16 protein-coding genes are annotated in these 16,257 nt (G+C 64.1%); 10 read left to right on the top strand and 6 right to left on the bottom strand.

The window, feature by feature from the left end; genetic code table 11:
* Nucleotides 1–33 precede the first annotated feature (33 nt).
* The 5 genes from IQ25_RS03345 to ligK all read right to left on the bottom strand — a co-directional run bounded on the left by IQ25_RS03345 (nt 34) and on the right by ligK (nt 5,198).
* Nucleotides 34–1,944, bottom strand: a complete 1,911-nt coding sequence (locus IQ25_RS03345) for a methyl-accepting chemotaxis protein (protein WP_144902184.1) — start codon at nt 1,942–1,944, stop codon at nt 34–36.
* A gap of 198 nt (nt 1,945–2,142) precedes the next feature.
* On the bottom strand, nt 2,143–2,559 hold the full coding sequence (locus IQ25_RS03340) for a secondary thiamine-phosphate synthase enzyme YjbQ (RefSeq protein WP_144903145.1): 417 nt from the start codon (nt 2,557–2,559) through the stop codon (nt 2,143–2,145).
* Between the two features lie 26 nt (nt 2,560–2,585).
* Complete coding sequence (locus IQ25_RS03335; RefSeq protein WP_144902181.1) at nt 2,586–3,476, bottom strand: amidohydrolase family protein; 891 nt, start codon at nt 3,474–3,476, stop codon at nt 2,586–2,588.
* A complete protein-coding gene (locus IQ25_RS03330) occupies nt 3,473–4,531 on the bottom strand; it encodes a 4-oxalomesaconate tautomerase (RefSeq protein ID WP_144902179.1) in 1,059 nt (352 codons plus the stop codon). Before IQ25_RS03330 ends, IQ25_RS03335 begins: the two co-directional genes overlap by 4 nt.
* Complete coding sequence (gene ligK / locus IQ25_RS03325) at nt 4,524–5,198, bottom strand: 4-carboxy-4-hydroxy-2-oxoadipate aldolase/oxaloacetate decarboxylase (RefSeq protein WP_144902176.1); 675 nt, start codon at nt 5,196–5,198, stop codon at nt 4,524–4,526. Before ligK ends, IQ25_RS03330 begins: the two co-directional genes overlap by 8 nt.
* Before the next feature lie 106 nt (nt 5,199–5,304).
* Between ligK and IQ25_RS03320 the strand changes: the two genes are divergently transcribed.
* From IQ25_RS03320 to IQ25_RS21305, 10 genes are all read left to right on the top strand, one after another.
* Nucleotides 5,305–6,456 carry a LysR family transcriptional regulator gene (locus tag IQ25_RS03320; protein WP_144902174.1) on the top strand — a complete coding sequence of 384 codons (1,152 nt, stop codon included), beginning with the start codon at nt 5,305–5,307 and terminating at the stop codon, nt 6,454–6,456.
* Between the two features lie 62 nt (nt 6,457–6,518).
* Nucleotides 6,519–7,340 carry an NAD(P)-dependent oxidoreductase gene (locus tag IQ25_RS03315; RefSeq protein ID WP_144902171.1) on the top strand — a complete coding sequence of 274 codons (822 nt, stop codon included), beginning with the start codon at nt 6,519–6,521 and terminating at the stop codon, nt 7,338–7,340.
* The gene (locus IQ25_RS03310) at nt 7,337–8,362 is read left to right on the top strand and encodes an amidohydrolase family protein (protein WP_144902169.1); all 1,026 of its coding nucleotides are present in this window, start codon (nt 7,337–7,339) and stop codon (nt 8,360–8,362) included. The genes IQ25_RS03315 and IQ25_RS03310 overlap by 4 nt, the downstream gene beginning before the upstream one ends.
* Entirely contained in the window at nt 8,359–8,778 is a 420-nt protein-coding gene (gene ligA / locus IQ25_RS03305) for a protocatechuate 4,5-dioxygenase subunit alpha (RefSeq protein ID WP_144902166.1), read from the top strand. The genes IQ25_RS03310 and ligA overlap by 4 nt, the downstream gene beginning before the upstream one ends.
* Nucleotides 8,778–9,620, top strand: a complete 843-nt coding sequence (locus tag IQ25_RS03300) for a class III extradiol dioxygenase subunit beta (RefSeq protein WP_144902164.1) — start codon at nt 8,778–8,780, stop codon at nt 9,618–9,620. The genes ligA and IQ25_RS03300 overlap by 1 nt, the downstream gene beginning before the upstream one ends.
* A 70-nt stretch (nt 9,621–9,690) precedes the next feature.
* Nucleotides 9,691–10,635, top strand: coding sequence for a Gfo/Idh/MocA family oxidoreductase (locus tag IQ25_RS03295; protein WP_144902162.1), 945 nt, complete (start codon nt 9,691–9,693; stop codon nt 10,633–10,635).
* A gap of 91 nt (nt 10,636–10,726) precedes the next feature.
* Nucleotides 10,727–11,515: a CmcJ/NvfI family oxidoreductase gene (locus tag IQ25_RS03290; RefSeq protein ID WP_144902160.1), complete on the top strand. Its 789-nt coding sequence runs from the start codon at nt 10,727–10,729 to the stop codon at nt 11,513–11,515.
* Between the two features lie 57 nt (nt 11,516–11,572).
* Nucleotides 11,573–13,054, top strand: a complete 1,482-nt coding sequence (locus IQ25_RS03285) for a carotenoid oxygenase family protein (protein WP_144902158.1) — start codon at nt 11,573–11,575, stop codon at nt 13,052–13,054.
* 112 nt (nt 13,055–13,166) lie between these two features.
* Nucleotides 13,167–14,084, top strand: a complete 918-nt coding sequence (locus tag IQ25_RS03280) for an SDR family oxidoreductase (RefSeq protein WP_144902156.1) — start codon at nt 13,167–13,169, stop codon at nt 14,082–14,084.
* Between the two features lie 5 nt (nt 14,085–14,089).
* Entirely contained in the window at nt 14,090–14,452 is a 363-nt protein-coding gene (locus IQ25_RS21305; protein WP_144902154.1) for a GFA family protein, read from the top strand.
* A gap of 855 nt (nt 14,453–15,307) precedes the next feature.
* On the opposite strand, the gene IQ25_RS03270 is transcribed toward IQ25_RS21305, so the two are convergent.
* Nucleotides 15,308–16,171 (bottom strand): dienelactone hydrolase family protein, encoded by an 864-nt coding sequence (locus IQ25_RS03270; RefSeq protein WP_144902152.1) that lies wholly within the window; start codon nt 16,169–16,171, stop codon nt 15,308–15,310.
* Between the last annotated feature and the right edge of the window lie 86 nt (nt 16,172–16,257).

Genomic DNA, 16,257 nt, shown 5'->3' with positions numbered 1-16,257 from the left:
CTGGTGATGCGGGGGTATTGAACAGGGGGTCGATCAGAACTCCGACCAGTCGTCGATGTCGGTCTTGAGTGCGGTGTTGCCGCGGGTCGGGGCAGGCGCAGCAGCAGGGCGCGAAGGCGGCGTGCGTTCTACCGGGCGGTCCGGGACGGGGGCGGGCACAGCGCGGGGTGCAAGAGCCGCAGGCAAGCCGGCAGGCGCAGCGCGCCGGGCGCCTGTCGAGCCGAGGTTGAAGCGGCCGAGCTGGTCGACGAGGCTGAGCGTTTCGGCGGCGAGATTGCGGGTTCCGGCCGAGCTTTCCTCGACCATGGCCGCGTTCCTCTGGGTGAAGCTGTCCATCGAACCGACCATGTTCGAGATGTCGGCGATGCCTGCCGCTTGCTGGCCGGCGGCCTCGGCGATCTCGTCGACAAGTTCAGACACGGCACTGACTTCGGTGACGATCTGGCGCAGCGCTTCGCCGCTGGATTCGACCAGGGCGACACCGCCGCTGACTTCCTCGGTGCTCTTGCCGATCAGATCGCGGATCGACTTGGCGGCATCGGCCGAGCGCTGGGCCAGCGCGCGCACTTCGGTTGCGACGACCGCGAAGCCCTTGCCGGCATCGCCAGCGCGGGCGGCTTCGACCCCGGCGTTGAGAGCGAGGAGGTTGGTCTGGAAGGCGATCCCGTCGATCACTCCGACGATCTCGGCCATTTCGCGCGAGCTGGACTCGATGCTGCGCATGGCGGCAACCGCGCGGTTGGCGGTATCGCCGACGCTGTCGGCCGTGTTGCGCGCGACCGAGAGGCGGGCGCTGGTCTGCTTGACGTTTTCGGCCGTGGTTCTGACCGAGGTGGTGAACTCGCTGAGCGTGCGCGAAGTCTCGGCAAGCGAGGTGGCCTGCTGTTCGGTGCGCAGGGCAAGGTCTGTGGCGGCGCTGGAGATCTCGTCGGTGCCGAGCTTGATCGTGTTGCAGCCGTCGACGATCTTGATGAGGACGCGTTCGAGCGAGGCGACGGCGGCGTTGTAATCGCTGTGCAGCTTCGCCAGTGCGCCCGAGCCGTTCTCCTTGACGCGGAAGGTGAGGTTGCCCTCGGCAAGCGCGGTCAGGCCATCGCCGATCGCATCGATGGTGACCTGGGTCTCGCGGGCGCGGGCCTGTTCCGCATCGGCACGGGCAAGGTCGGAGGCGAAGACGTCGCGGAACTTGTCGAGGGCGCGTGCGAGTTGGCCGAGTTCGTCGTTGCGGGAGGTGCCTGGTACATGGATGTTGTGGTCACCGTCGACGAGGCGGGTCACCGCATCGGCCATGGTGACGACCGGTTTGGCAATCGTGCGCATCAGCCAGAACAACAGGATGATGGCGGCGAGCAGGGCTAGGCCCATGGCGACGAAAGTGAAGTTTTGTGCGGAGGTCGAGATCTTCGCACCCTGCTCGGCTACGGCAGCGGCGGCCTTCTTGTTGGCATCAATCGCCGAAAGGGTAGCGTCCTCGAGCGCGTAGAACAGGTCGAGGCCTTCGGCATCGTGGATGGCTTGTGCGCCCGCTCCATCGCCCGCGAGGACCAGACCCTGCAGTTTCTCGTCTTGCGCCAGCAGTGCCGACCACGCCTGCTTTACCGCCGCCACCGCGCTCTTCTGTTCGGGGGTGCGGGTGAACTTCTCGTAATCAGCAATGCTGCTGTCGATCGCATTGCGGGCGTTGCGCAGTATTTTCTGTCCGCGGGCCATGGCATCGGGCGTCGGCGCGGATAGCAGCTCGCCCTGCTTGAGGCGGTATTGCGAAGTGAAGGCATGGATGTCGCCGAGCGCTTCGACGCCAGGAATCCAGATATCGCGCTGCTCTGCGGCAATCGCGTTTACCTCTTCAATCTTGCGGATCGCGAACAACCCCATGGCTCCCGTCGCTGCGAGGAGCAGCGCGAAAGCGACGACGAATTTTGTCGTAATGTTGAACTTGAGCATCACAGTCCCTCAAAAGCCTGTCGGCATGGGACTGGTTTAGGAGTTGATCCGGAACGTCAGGTAAGGCCGGTGCACCGTAATGCTGCGCAGACCGCGGTTAAGGACTTGGGCATGAGGTTTGCGGCCCGCGTCGGCCTGAGACGGCCAGACGGCCGGAATCCACGGGTTATCATGGTAAACGCGCCGGTGCGCTCAGTATCATTCGCCCAGCAGATGCAGCGCGACACGGCGGCGATGCGGCGCGAGGCGGTGTTCGCACAGGTAGATGCCCTGCCAAGTGCCGAGCGCAAGGAGACCGTCGATCAGGGGCACGGTGAGCGAGACGCCGGTGAGAATCGACTTGAGGTGCGCGGGCATGTCATCCGGGCCTTCGTCGTCATGGGCGTAACCGTCGTTCTCGGGGGCGAGGCGGGCAAGCCAGCGAACGATGTCGCCGCGCACTTCGGGGGCGGCGTTTTCCTGGATGGTGAGCGAGGCCGATGTGTGGCGGCAGAATACGGTGAGCAGGCCGGTGGTCATGGCCTGCTCTGCCGTCCAGCGGACGACTTCGCGGGTTATCTCGTGCAGGCCCTGGCCAGGTGTTGCGATGAGAAGCTCGGTAGCGGACTGGCGCATGGTCATGCGCCAGTCCTTACCACAGATCAGTCTGCCCAGTAGAGCTTCATCGGGTTGTCGACGAGGAGCTTGCGCTGCAATTCCTCGGTCGGCGCAATGCGCGGGATCATGTCGACGAGGTGGCCATCGTCGGGGATTTCGGTGTCCATGTTGGGGTGCGGCCAATCGGTGCCCCACAGGACGCGGTCCTGATAATCGGCCACCAAGGGCGCGACCGCATCGGCAAAGGCGTTCCAAGGATCGCCCGCGCCGCCTTCCTTGATCGCGTCGAGCCGATCAGGGCATGTGGCCTTGAACCAGATGTCCTCGCGGCTGTTCAGGAAGGCGCGGAAGGCCTTCATGTCGGCGCCGTCCGGTCCCTGGCGCACATCCGGGCGGCCCATGTGGTCGATGACGAGAGGCACGGGGATCGCGTCCATGAACGGGCGCAGTTCCTCGAGGATGTCGGCCTCGAAATAGATCACCACGTGCCAGCCCTTGGGCAGGCGCTGCGCGACTTCGAGGAACTTGTCCTTGGGCGCATCATCGACAAGGCGCTTGAGGAAGTTGAAGCGGATGCCGCGAATGCCGCCGTCATGCAGCGCTTGGAGGTCTGCTTCCGAGATCGCCGGGTCGACGACCGCGACACCGCGGGCTTTCCCCTTCGACTTTGCGATGGCATCGAGCGTGGCGGCGTTGTCGGTGCCGTGGCAGCTGGCCTGGACGATGACGTTGCGTTCGAAACCGAGATGGTCGCGCAGGGCGAAGAGCATGTCCGGGCCAGCGTCCTGAGGCAGGTACTTGGCCTTGGCGCTGAACGGAAACTGCGCCATCGGACCGAAGACGTGGCAGTGCGCGTCGACCGCGCCGGGGGGCGGGGTGTAGCGCGGCTTGCTCGGATTGGCGTGCCAGCTGATGATGCGGTTCTGGTCGGTCATGCGAATACTACTCCATCCATCAGCTTGCGCGCGGTGCGCAGGAGGGCGGCGGTGCGGACTTCACCTTCGTCGTCCACTTCCAGCACGCAGCTCATTTCACCGGTGGGATGTTCGACCGAGAGCAGCTTGCGGCTGCCTTCAGGGATCGAGGCAACCTCGGCAGCGGGCGAGCCGGGGATCAGGCAGGCGGTGGCGACGCTCACCGCGCCAAGTACGCCGATGGTGGCGTGGGCGCGGTGGGGGATGAAGCTGCGCACGGTCACCGCGCCGCCGTTTTTCGGGGGCGCGACGAGCATCATCTTCGGGACGGACTTTTCCTTCACGTCGCCGAGGTTCATGCGTTCGCCGACGGCGAGGCGGATGGCTTCGATCTTCGCCTTGAGTTCCGTCGCGTTGTCGAGCCAGTCGCGATCCTCGTAGCCCGTGATGCCGAGATCTTCGGCCTTCATCACCACGCAGGGCATGCCGTTGTCGATCAGGGTGACGGCAATGCCATTCACCACATCGACCGCGTTGCCGGTGGGCAGGAGCGCGCCGCACGACGATCCGGCAGTGTCGCGAAATTCCAAGGGGACCGGGGCGTGGCTGCCGGGGACGCCGTCGATCTTCGCATCGCCCTTGTAGGTGACCTGACCGCCCGGCGTGCTGACCGTGGCGACGGCGACTTGCCCGGTGTTCTCCATGAAGATGGCGACACGCGTTTCATCGCCAGTTGCCGCCACAATGCCGCGCTCGATGGCGAAGGGGCCGACTCCTGCAAGGATGTTGCCGCAGTTCTGCGCATCGGTGACGATGGCCTGATCGACGAAGACCTGCAGGAACAGGTAGTCGACATCGATGCCTTCGCGAGTTGACTTCGAAACTACCGCGACCTTGCTGGTCAGCGGATCTGCACCGCCCATCCCGTCGATCTGCACCGGATCGGGGCTTCCCATCATGGCCAGCAGGAAGGCGTCTCGGGCAGCGGTGTCTGCGGGGAGATCGTCCTTGAGGAAGTAACCGCCCTTGGACGTCCCGCCGCGCATCCACATGCAGCGGACGGAGCCCTCAGACATACTTCAGGCCTTCCTTCTCCAGCCGTTCGCGCATCTTGTACATGTCGAGGCCGAGGACGCCTGCGGCCAGCTTCTCGCGCTTCTCGCCTTCGTTGGCTTCGCGCGCCTGCGCGGCCTTGAGGACTTCGGCGGCCTTTTCGCGGGGCACGACGCAGACGCCGTCGTCGTCAGCGACGATCACGTCACCGGGGTTCACCAGCGCATTGGCGCAGACGACGGGGACGTTGACCGAACCCAGCGTGTTCTTGACCGTCCCTTGCGCGTAGATCGCCTTGGACCAGACGGGGAAGTTCATTTCGGTCAGGTCGCGCACGTCGCGCACGCCGGCGTCGATCACCAGGCCACGGCAGCCGCGGGCCTGCGCGCTGGTGGCGAGAAGATCGCCGAAGTAGCCGTCCTCGCAGGGGGATGTCGGGGCGAGGAGCAGGATGTCCCCGGCCTGAAGCTGTTCGATGGCAACGTGGACCATCCAGTTATCGCCGGGAGCGGAGCTGATGGTAACAGCGGAACCTGCAATGCGCGCGCCGCGATAGATCGGGCGCATGTAGGAGGCGAGGAGGCCGGTGCGCCCTTGCGCTTCGTGGACGGTGGCGACGCCGCAGGCGGCAAGGCCGTCGATCACGGCTGGATCGGCACGTTCGATGTTCTGGACGACGATACCCGACATTTCCGGCTCCCATGGAAAACTCTTCGCGGGTTCCATGGAACTGTGGGCCGCGTGGAACCAATGCAATGTTTGGCACAGGGCATAAGGAAATGCTAAGTGACCGGACATGCAACTCCATGCGATCAATGTCAGACACATTGCGGCCTTCGCCGCCACGGTGCGGCATGGCAGCGTGACACGCGCTGCGCGAACGGTGAACCTGACGCAGCCTGCGCTGACACAGGCGATCGCGCGGCTGGAGGCGGACCTTGGCTGTTCGCTGTTCGAACGTGGGCCTGCGGGCATGACGCCGACCGAACCGGCGCTGCTGCTGGCACCGCGGGCAGAGGCGGCGATTGCACACGTTGGGTCTCCGCGCGTGACGGGCACGCAGTTGCGCGCTTTCCTCGCGCTGGCGCGGGCCGGGTCCTATGCGGTGGCGGCGGAAGCAACGGGGCTTTCCTCGGCCTCGCTACACCGCGCGGTGGCGGACCTGTCGGTGGCGCTTGGGCAACGTCTGGTGGACCGGCGCGGGCGTTCGGTGATGCTGACGCCAGCGGGCGAGCGGCGCGCGCGCGGGTTCGGCCTTGCCATGGCGGAACTGCGCTCAGGCCTTGCCGAAGTGGCGGCTTGGCAGGGCAAGGCGGCAGGGCGCGTAGTCGTGGGTGCCATGCCGCTCAGCCGCGCGCGATGGTTGCCCGCAACGATCCTGCGCTTTGCCTCTGCCTTTCCGGGGGTGGACGTGGCGGTGGTGGAAGGGAGTCATGCCGAGCTTTCCGGCCCATTGCGCGATGGCGAAGTGGACATGATGCTGGGGGCGCTTCGCGATGCAACGTCGCTCGATGACTTGCGTCAGGAGGCTGTGTTCGAGGACCAGCCTGCACTCGTGATGCGCAGCGGGCATCCCTTGCTTTCGGGCACAGTGGATGGCGCGGCCCTGGCGTCCTTTCCGTGGATACTGCCCGCCAGCGACACGCCGCTGCGGCATTACTGGGAAGGGATGATGCGCGCGGCAGGGGCGGAGCCGCCGCGCGTGGGGATCGAATGCGGATCGGTGCTGACCGTGCGGCAGTTGCTGTTGGGATCGGACGCGCTGACGCTGCTCTCTCCGGCGCAACTGGCGGTGGAATTGAGCGCGGGCGTGCTTGCCACGCTGCCGCCTCCGGTGCCGGTGGCGCGGACCATCGGCATTACCACGCGCGAAGGGTGGCGGCCGACTGCGCCACAGGCCGCATTCGTGGCGCTGCTGCGCGAAGTTGCGGCAGAAGGCTTTGCATAAACTTATACCCATGGCGATGTTTGCATTTGTTTGCTTGGCCTGTGCGACGCAGGACCGACGCCATGGAGAGCGTTATTGCCCTGATCGGCTTCGGTGAGGCCGGGTCCACTTTTGCCAAGGCGGCAGGCTGGGAGTCTGCAGCGCTTGCCTTTGACATCAACCCGGCACGGCGTGCGGTGATGGAAGAGGCGGGCGTGGTGATCTGCGGCACGGCTGAAGATGCGCTTGGCGATGCCGACGTGGTGCTGTCACTTGTGACGGCGGATTCGGCACTGCCTGCGGCTGAGGACTACGCCGGTCTGCTGAAGCCGGGCGCGCTGTGGTGCGACATGAATTCGGTGGCGCCCGATACCAAGCGGGCTGCGGCCAAGGCCATCGAGGCTGCCGGCGGTCGCTATGTCGACGTGGCGGTTCTGGCGCCGGTGAACCCTGCACGGATGAACGTGCCGCTGCTGATTTCAGGTGCTCATGCGGCAGAGGCCGAGGCGCGGCTGCAGGCGGCGGGCTTTGCCAGGACGCGGGTCGTCGGTGACGAGATCGGCCGTGCCAGTGCGATCAAGATGATCCGTTCGATCATGGTCAAGGGCATAGAAGCGCTGACCGCCGAGATGATGCTGGCTGCGACCAAGGCAGGCGTGGTGGACGAGGTGCTGTCCTCGCTCGACGCCAGCGAGAAGACGCAGAGCTGGTTCGAACGCGCCGAATACAATGTCGAGCGCATGACCACCCACGGGCTGCGCCGTGCCGCTGAGATGGAAGAGAGCGCCAAGACGCTGGAATCGCTGGGCATCGAGCCGCTGATGACCAGCGGCACGGTGAAGCGCCAGCGCGCGCAGGCCGGAAAGACAATCGCATTCAAACCTGAGAGGACTGAAGTCGCATGACCATGATCATCGACTGCCACGGCCACTACACCGTGCTGCCCAAGGCGCACGACGAGTGGCGCGAGAAGCAGAAGGCCGCATTCAAGGCCGGGACCGAGTGCCCGCCGTATCCCGAAATCTCCGATGACGAGATTCGCGAGACGATTGAATCGAACCAGCTGCGCCTGCTCAAGGAGCGCGGCGCGGACATGACGATCTTCAGCCCCCGCGCCTCGGCCATGGCCCCGCACGTGGGCGACCAGTCGGTCGCGGTGAAGTGGGCGCAGGTCTGCAACGACCTGATCGCGCGCGTGGTGGGGCTCTACCCCGAGACGTTTGCGGGCGTGTGCATGCTGCCGCAGTCGCCGGAAGCGGACATGACCAGCTCGATCGCCGAGCTGGAGCGCTGCGTGAACGAGCTGGGCTTCATCGGCTGCAACCTCAATCCCGATCCGGGTGGCGGCCACTTCAAGCACCCGCCGCTGACGGACGAGTTCTGGTTCCCGTTCTACGAGAAGATGTGCGAGCTGGACGTTCCGGCGATGATCCACGTCTCAGGTTCCTGCAACCCGGCGATGCATGCGACGGGCGGGTACTATATCGCGGCTGACACCATCGCCTTCATGCAACTGCTCGAAGGCGATCTCTTCAGCAAGTTCCCGACCCTGCGCTTCATCATCCCGCACGGCGGCGGCGCGGTGCCGTATCACTGGGGGCGCTATCGCGGCCTTGCCGACATGCTCAAGAAGCCCGGTCTCGACACGCACCTGATGAACAACGTGTTCTTCGACACATGCGTCTATCACCAGCCGGGGATCAACCTGCTGGCCGACGTGATCGAGAACAAGAACATCCTGTTCGGCTCGGAAATGGTCGGCGCGGTGCGCGGGATCGATCCGACCACCGGGTTCTATTTCGACGATACCAAACGCTATGTCGACGCTCTCGACATCAGCGATGCCGAACGCCACGCGATCTTCGAGGGCAACGCACGCCGCGTGTTCCCGCGCCTCGACGCCAAGCTGAAGGAGAGGGGCCTGTGACGCAGGAAACGCCCAAGCAGAACATCCACGAGTACCTTGCCGAGCTTGACGACATTCCGGGCACGCGGATCTACACCGCCGCTCGCGCGCGCAAGGGCTACTGGATCAACCAGTTCGCCATGAGCCTGATGAAGGCCGAAAACCGCGAGCGGTTCAAGGCCGATGAGCGCGCCTACCTCGACGAGTGGAATATCTCGGAAGAGGCCAAGCAGGCACTGCTCAAGCGTGATTACAACACGCTGCTGGACCTTGGCGGCAACGTCTATTTCCTGTCGAAGCTGTTCTCCGCGGACGGACTGCCGTTCGCCGAGGCGGTCAGCACGATGACCGACATGACCTGGCCGGAATACCGCCAGATGATGCTCGATGGCGGTCGTTCGCCCATCGGCAATCGCTCAATCAAAGGGGGCTACTGATGGCCAAGATTACCGCTGGCGTCGGTTCCAGCCACGTTCCGCTGCTCGGTGTCGCTGTCGATCAGGGCAAGTGGCAGGACGATTACTTCGGCCCGATCTTCAAGGGCTATGAATGGACCCGCGAGTGGGAAGCCCGCGAAAAGCCCGATGTGGTGATCCTGGTCTATAACGACCACGCATCGGCGTTCGACGCGAACATCATCCCGACTTTCGCGATCGGCTGCGGCGAGCACTACAAGAGCGCCGACGAAGGCTGGGGCCCGCGCCCGGTGCCCGACGTGGAAGGCCATGCAGACCTCGCCTGGCACATCGCGCAGAGCCTCATCCTCGATGATTTCGACATGACCATCATCAACGAGATGGACGTCGATCACGGCCTTACCGTGCCGCTCTCGATGATGTTCGGCCAGCCCGAGAAGTGGCCGGTCAAGGTCGTGCCGCTGGCGGTGAACGTGGTCACCTACCCGGTGCCGTCGGGCAACCGCTGCTGGGCGCTGGGCGAGGCGATCGCCCGCGCGGTCGAAAGCTTCCCCGAAGACCTCAACGTGCAGATCTGGGGCACCGGCGGCATGAGCCACCAGCTTCAGGGGCCGCGCGCTGGACTGCTCAATCGCGAGTGGGACAACAAGTTCCTCGACATGCTGGCATCGGACAATGACGACGTCCGCCACATCCCGCATATCGAATACCTGCGCGAGACCGGCTCGGAAGGTATCGAGATGGTCATGTGGCTGATCATGCGCGGAGCGCTCGGCAAGAGCGTGAAGACGCTCAACCGTCATTACCACATTCCGTGCAGCAACACCGCGATCGGGCACATCGTGCTCGAACCGGCGGACTGATTTTCAACCCATCCACCCTTGCCGGGCGGCTCCACAGCCGCCCGGTGCTTTTTCAGGAAAGGGAACAGACATGCGCATAGCCCTGGCAGGCGCCGGCGCGTTCGGCGAAAAGCACCTCGACGGCCTCAAGAACATCGACGGCGTCGAAATCACCTCGATCATCAGCCGCCGCGCAGAGCAGGCTGCGGCCGTTGCTGAGAAGTATGGCGCCAAGCATTCCGGCACTGAACTGGAAGAAGCGCTTGAGCGTGACGACGTCGACGCCGTGATCCTGTGCACGCCGACGCAGATGCACGCCGCGCAGGCCATCGCCTGCATGAAGGCTGGCAAGCACGTGCAGGTCGAGATCCCGCTGGCCGACAGCTGGGCGGATTCACAGGAAGTCCTGCGGGTTCAGCAGGAAACCGGCAAGGTCTGCATGGTCGGCCACACCCGCCGCTTCAATCCTTCGCACCAGTACGTGCACAACAAGATCACTGCTGGCGAATTCAACATCCAGCAGATGGATGTGCAGACCTACTTCTTCCGCCGCAAGAACATGAACGCCAAGGGCGAGGCGCGTTCGTGGACCGACCACCTGCTGTGGCACCACGCCGCGCACACGGTTGACCTGTTCGCCTACCAGGCGGGCAAGATCGTCAAGGCCAATGCCGTCGAAGGCCCGATCCACCCGGAACTGGGCATCGCCATGGACATGTCAATCCAGCTCAAGAGCGAAAGTGGCGCAATCTGCACCCTGTCGCTGTCGTTCAACAATGACGGCCCGCTCGGCACCTTCTTCCGCTACATCGGCGATACCGCCACCTACATCGCACGCTACGACGATCTGGTGAACGGCAAGGAAGAGCCCATCGACGTCTCCAAGGTGGACGTCAGCATGAACGGCATCGAACTGCAGGACCGCGAATTCATCGCCGCGATCCGCGAGGGGCGCGAGCCGAACAGCTCGGTTGCCAAGGTGCTCGATTGCTACCGCGTGCTGGGCGAGCTGGAACAGCAGCTGGCCGCTGGCTGATCTGATGAAGGGCCCGCTGGAAACAGCGGGCCTTTTTCGTTGGGGAGTTACACGGACCCGCGCCAACAAGCGGGCCGGTGAGGAGACAAGGATGGATGCGCTGATTGCCTATTCGGGCCGCAAGTTCACGCGCCCGCGCTACTATGCCAATGCGCATGAGCGGGACGAGGTCGAAATTTCCCTCGTGGCAATGGCAATGACCGATGCGCGGGGTCTGGGCGCCAGCATCGATCGCGAAGGCTTCGAGATCATCGCGCACAAGAGCGCCGTTACCGACTTTGCAGACCGCGATCAGGTCGCGCGCATCCACATGCGCGAGATCGAGGAACTGGTGCAGGCGCAGACCAATGCCGACTTCGTCCATGTCGGCGCGCCGGGCCTGCTGCGCTTTTCCGAAAGGAGCGGGAAGGCAGGCAGCCTCAACAACTCGATGCCCGCACGCTTTGCCCATATCGACATCTCGGACCTTACGGCGCAGCAGTTTGGCGAGCGCGGGGCGAACGGGCGTCCCTTCGTGCGCTGCGCACACTACAACGTCTGGCGCGCGATCTCGCCGCCGCCGCAGGACGTGCCGCTGGCGTTCTGCGACGCGCGCAGTCTTGCGCCCCAGGACCTGATCCTCGCCGATGCCGTGTTTGACGAGCCGGGCAAGCCGGAGTGGTCGTTCGAAGGGCTGGTGGTGGCGCACAACGCTGCGCACCGCTGGCACTGGTTCTCGCAGATGACCATCGACGAGGCGGTGCTGTTCAAGACCAACGACAGTGATCCCGCCCGCGCGCATCACGTGCCCCACGTGGCGTTCGACCTGCCCGGCTGCCCTGCCAATGCCCCGCCCCGCGTCAGCATCGAAATGCGCGCGACCGCATACTGGTGGGCTTGATCTTGGGCGGGAACGCGCTACACCTATCGTAACAAATGATAGGGTGAGGGTAAGGTCATGGGCGCGTTTCCGCAGACGATCTATTTCACCGGCGCGAATGAGCCGGTGGGCCAGGAGGTCGACATTCGCGGCCTGAAGGTCGAAGGCGATCTGCCGCCTGAAGTGCGCGGCAGCTTCTATCGCGCCGTGCCCGATCCGGCATTCCCGCCGATGTTCGACAATGACCACACCCTGTCGGGCGACGGCATGGTCAGCCGCCTGTCGTTCAACGAAGATGGCACGGCTGATTTCGCACAAAAGTATGTCGAAACCGCGCGTTACAAGGCCGAGAAAGCCGCCCGGAAGGCGCTGTTCGGCAAGTACCGCAACCCCTTCACCGATGACGCCTCGGTGCAGGGCGTGGACCGAACCGTGGCCAATACTACGCCGGTCTGGCACGCTGGCCGCCTGCTCATGGCCAAGGAGGACGGGCGGCCCTATCGCGTTGATCCAAAGACGCTGGAAACGCTCGGCTCCTACGATTTCGGCGGTGCGCTGAAGTCTGAAACGATGACCGCGCACGTGCGGATCGATGGGCAGACGGGTGAGCTGTTCTTCTACGGCTACGAGGCCGATGGGCAGGCTTCGACCAAGGTCTCCTATTGCGTCGTCGCGCCAGATGGCACGCTGAAGTCAGAGCAATGGTTCGACGCACCCTACTGCGCGATGATGCACGATTTCACGATCAGCGAAAACTACGCGCTGTTCCCGATCTATCCGACGACGGCGGATCTTGACCGTCTAAAGGCTGGGGGCGAGCACTGGCATCATCAGCCCGAACTGGACTCATGGCTCGGCGTGATGCCGCGCTATGGCGATGTCAGCGAGATCAAGTGGTTCAAGGGTCCCAAGGGCTGCCATTCGTACCACATGATGAACGCGTGGGAGGATGCCGAGGGCATGCTCCACTTCGACGCCTGCCTCAACAATACCAACGCCTTCGCCTTCATCCGCGAACCGTCGGGCATCCACATGGGGCCGCAGGACGTGGTTGGCGCGCTCACCCGCTGGACGGTCGATCCGCGCAGCGAGGGCGGCGAGGTGACCGAAATGATCATCGGGCCTCCCGGCGATTTCCCGGTGATCCCGGCCAGGCTGCAGGGGCGGCCTTACAAGACCGGTTTCATGCTTTCGATGAACCCGCAGCTTCAGGGGCCGCCGCTGTTCGCAGGGCCGGTGGGCGTCAGCTTCAACATGCTGCTGCGGCTGGACGGAATGGACACAGCCACCCCGCAGGTGACCAATGCGCTCGCCTTGCCGCCGATGGCCGGGTTCAACGAGCCGGTGCATGTGCCTGCCACCGATCCGGCAAAGGACGGCTGGCTGGTGTTTATCATGGATCAGCAGATCGGCGACAACCAGTTCGTGCATGAGGCGTGGGTGGTCGATGCGGGGAACATCGGCGCGGGGCCCGTCGCCAAGGTCAACATCCCGACGCGGTTGCGCCCGCAGGTGCACGGCTGGTGGGTGCCGCAGGCGCAATTGGATTCGCTCGCCTAGACAGGTTTGTGCCCCCGCGAAGGCGGGGGCCTCGGTGTTGTTACGGAACCCTTCAGTAAACCGACTGAGGCCCCCGCCTGCGCGGGGGAGCACGTAAAGAGGATGGATTTAAATGGGCAGGATCGTCATCACCGGAGCCTCGGGCAACTATGGCCGTGGCGTCACCGACCGCCTGATCGCGCAGGGCCGCGCCGCAGATCTCATCCTGATCACCCGCAAGCCGGAAAAACTGGCTGAGCGCGCCGCGCAAGGCTGCACCGTGCGCTATGGCGATTTCGACAAGCCGGAAACGCTGGCCGAAGCGGTGCAGGGCGCTGACAGGATGCTGCTGATCTCCGGCACCCGCGTCGGCGCGCGCGTGGTGCAGCACAAGGCGGCTATCGATGCGGCCGCAGCAGCAGGTGTGAAGCACGTGATCTACACCAGTTTCATCGGCATCGACGATCCCGCCAACCCCGCCGAAGTCCGCCACGACCATATCGAGACCGAACGCCTGATCCGCGCCTCGGGCTGCGGCTGGACCATGCTGCGCGACGCGCACTATGCGGATGCGATGATCCTGATGGCAGGCCCCGGCGTGATCCAGAGCGGCAAGTGGTTCTCCAACGCCGGAGAAGGCCGCGAGGCGATGGTCTGGCGCGATGACTGCATCGAAAGCGCCGTCGCCGTGCTGACCGGCACGGGACATGAAGGCCAGATCTACAACATCACCGGCCCCGACCTGCAGGCCTTCGGCGAAGTCGCCGCGATCATGGCCGAAGTGACCGGACGCCCCGTCGAACACGTCTCGCTCGACGACGAAGGCCAATACGCGATGTTCGACGCGATGGGCGTGCCCCGCCGCCCGGTCGACGATCTCGAAGTCGCTGGCATCCCCTGGAACAGCGACGACATGGTCAGCTTCGGCCGCGCCATCCGCGAGGGGTTTCTGGAGCTGCGCACCGACGATGTGGAGCGCCTGACGGGGCGCAAGGCCCGCTCGGTCCGCCAGATGATCGAGGACAATGCGGAGATGCTGCGGGGGGCTTGAGGGGCATGACGGTGGCCAGCGTGCTGCAAGCGTTTAGCGGTGCTTGTCACTGCGGGGCAGTACGTTTCACGGCACAATGCGATCCGTCCTACTCTGTCCTTTGCGACTGCTCGATGTGCAGGCGGCGCAATTCGATCATGTTGCGGTGTGCAGAGTCCGATCTGGTCATTGTGACCGGGCGCGATGCGTTGAACGAATACCGCTTCAACACTGGTGTTGCGATCCACTACTTCTGTTCGATATGTGGCTGCTACACCTTCCACCGAATGCGCAAGCTGCCCGACAAGTTTGCAATTAACGCCGGGTGCCTCGACGGTCTCGATACTGCGACTTTGCGCCCGATCTTGATCGAGGGCTCAAAGAACTGACGCTCCTCCCTCCCCACCGGGGAGGGGCAGGGGTGGGGGAGCGAGGCCCAGCCTCGCGACTGCCTCTCAGCACAGCGCACCCCCACCCAGCCTCCCCCTCAAGGGGGAGGGGTACGCCCTTTTCAACCCCCGTTATCCCGGGCTCGACCCGGGATCCCGCTTTTCTCCTTCGGCCAAGCTGACGCCACCAACTCGCGCAAAGGCAGCGGGGCCCCGGGTCAAGCCCGGGGCGACGGCGGCTTTTGGGTAGAGTATTAAAGTGCCTCGTCGGCGGGAACGGGGTGGGAAGCAGTCGCTTAGCGTGGCCACTTTATCGGTGGCGCGAAACGTTGCCCGCTTCCGTTCTCATAGCCTGCCGGGCGAGTCTCACCCAAGTGGTTGTCGATAATTCTATCATACAACCTTGTATCGGCCCTTCGCCCACGGAGAGGGCGCATCATGATGAAGTGCGACCCATCCCCCTCCAACAAAGCTCGCACTTTATCACCATGCGGCAAGATAACGCCGCAATGGTTATTATCTATATAGTAGCGCTTAACAGTCTTTCCTCTCCAAACTTTAATTGGCTTGAGATATGTGCGATCGTTGTCACTTACGACGACACCGTCAATTATTACGTCAGCGTACTTTAGGCGTTCCTTAGTGGAACTTGTGATTTCTTGTGTCGATAATAACTGCGGGTCAAGCGGCGAGCAAGCCAAGGCCGGAAACGAAGCAAGGCTGAAGCTCGCTAGCCCCCCGTATATCAGTAGGCGTATCACGCTAAGACGATAAGCCACGCGCCGAATGGCTGCAACTGCGTCGTATCCGGATGGACGGCTTTCACTAAAAACCCTGCAAAACCGGCCCCACACCTCACAAATTCGCCTTGAACAAAGCCAGCATCCGCCCCCAAGCCTTCTCCGCCTGCGTCCTGTCGTAGATCGGCGCATCCAGCGTGCACCAGCCATGCTGCGCCGGGTATACCTCAATCTCGGCGGGGCGCTTTGCAGCATTGGCAGCGGCGCGAAGCTGGGTCTTTTCCTTTGGCGCGCGTTCGTCGTCGTTCTTGGCGATGGCGATGAGGTAGGCGGCGCGGGTCTTGGCGATCAGGTTGATCGGGCTGTCAGCTTCCGGCCCGACAAGGCCGCCGCCGTGGAACGAAGCCGCCGCGCCCACGCGCGCCGGGTTTGCAAACGCGGTGCGCACGGTGAAGGGGCCGCCCATGCAATAGCCGCACGAGCCGATGCGCTTCTTCGAGTTCACTTCCTTCTGCGCATCGAGCCACGAGACGAAGGCGGCGGCGTCGGTCGTGGTGCCCGAAGGCGTGATCGCGGCGATCATCGGCTTCAGCTTCTTCTGCCCAGCGTCAGACCGCCACTCCATCAGCGAATTCAGGATCGGGGCCGGGCTGGAGCGGTAATACTGGTTGACGACGAGCACCGCATAACCGGCAGCGGCAAGGCGGGTGCCCATGGTCTTGTAGGCATCGCGCAGGCCCGCAATGTCGGGCCACATAATCACGGCGGCGTGCTTGCCCTTCTTCGGGTAGACGAAGAACGCGTCGGCCTTGCCATCGGGCGTGTCGATCACAACGTCGCGGCTCGCGGTGGGGGCCTCGGCTGCCGTGGCGCATCCCGGCAGCGTTACGAGTGCGGCGGCGCCTGCACCAAGCCCTGCGAATTCGCGGCGATTGAGGAAGAACGCGGTGTTTTCGGCTTCGGTGATCTCATCGCACATCGCAGATTCTCCATTGTCCGTCCGGGACAGAACGTAACGCCGGGCAGTTCGTGCGCAAGGTGCGATCGGTTTCATTTTTCCTTCTC

Origin of the sequence: Novosphingobium taihuense, assembly GCF_007830315.1 — a bacterium.
GTDB classification, from domain to species: Bacteria; Pseudomonadota; Alphaproteobacteria; order Sphingomonadales; family Sphingomonadaceae; genus Novosphingobium; species Novosphingobium taihuense.
Note: the sequence above shows the minus strand (reverse complement) of the source record. Positions and strands in the feature narration are given on the sequence as shown.

Bases quoted from the DNA above. Each gene is read 5' to 3' on its own strand.
- IQ25_RS03285 (WP_144902158.1), top strand. From the start codon at position 11,573: ATGGGCGCGTTTCCGCAGACGATCTATTTCACCGGCGCGAATGAGCCG.
- IQ25_RS03330 (WP_144902179.1), bottom strand. From the start codon at position 4,531: ATGTCTGAGGGCTCCGTCCGCTGCATGTGGATGCGCGGCGGGACGTCC.
- IQ25_RS03315 (WP_144902171.1), top strand. From the start codon at position 6,519: ATGGAGAGCGTTATTGCCCTGATCGGCTTCGGTGAGGCCGGGTCCACT.
- IQ25_RS03335 (WP_144902181.1), bottom strand. From the start codon at position 3,476: ATGACCGACCAGAACCGCATCATCAGCTGGCACGCCAATCCGAGCAAG.
- IQ25_RS03345 (WP_144902184.1), bottom strand. From the start codon at position 1,944: ATGCTCAAGTTCAACATTACGACAAAATTCGTCGTCGCTTTCGCGCTG.
- IQ25_RS03320 (WP_144902174.1), top strand. From the start codon at position 5,305: ATGCAACTCCATGCGATCAATGTCAGACACATTGCGGCCTTCGCCGCC.
- IQ25_RS03295 (WP_144902162.1), top strand. From the start codon at position 9,691: ATGCGCATAGCCCTGGCAGGCGCCGGCGCGTTCGGCGAAAAGCACCTC.
- IQ25_RS21305 (WP_144902154.1), top strand. From the start codon at position 14,090: ATGACGGTGGCCAGCGTGCTGCAAGCGTTTAGCGGTGCTTGTCACTGC.
- IQ25_RS03340 (WP_144903145.1), bottom strand. From the start codon at position 2,559: ATGCGCCAGTCCGCTACCGAGCTTCTCATCGCAACACCTGGCCAGGGC.
- ligK (WP_144902176.1), bottom strand. From the start codon at position 5,198: ATGTCGGGTATCGTCGTCCAGAACATCGAACGTGCCGATCCAGCCGTG.
- IQ25_RS03310 (WP_144902169.1), top strand. From the start codon at position 7,337: ATGACCATGATCATCGACTGCCACGGCCACTACACCGTGCTGCCCAAG.
- IQ25_RS03270 (WP_144902152.1), bottom strand. From the start codon at position 16,171: ATGTGCGATGAGATCACCGAAGCCGAAAACACCGCGTTCTTCCTCAAT.
- IQ25_RS03290 (WP_144902160.1), top strand. From the start codon at position 10,727: ATGGATGCGCTGATTGCCTATTCGGGCCGCAAGTTCACGCGCCCGCGC.
- IQ25_RS03300 (WP_144902164.1), top strand. From the start codon at position 8,778: ATGGCCAAGATTACCGCTGGCGTCGGTTCCAGCCACGTTCCGCTGCTC.
- IQ25_RS03280 (WP_144902156.1), top strand. From the start codon at position 13,167: ATGGGCAGGATCGTCATCACCGGAGCCTCGGGCAACTATGGCCGTGGC.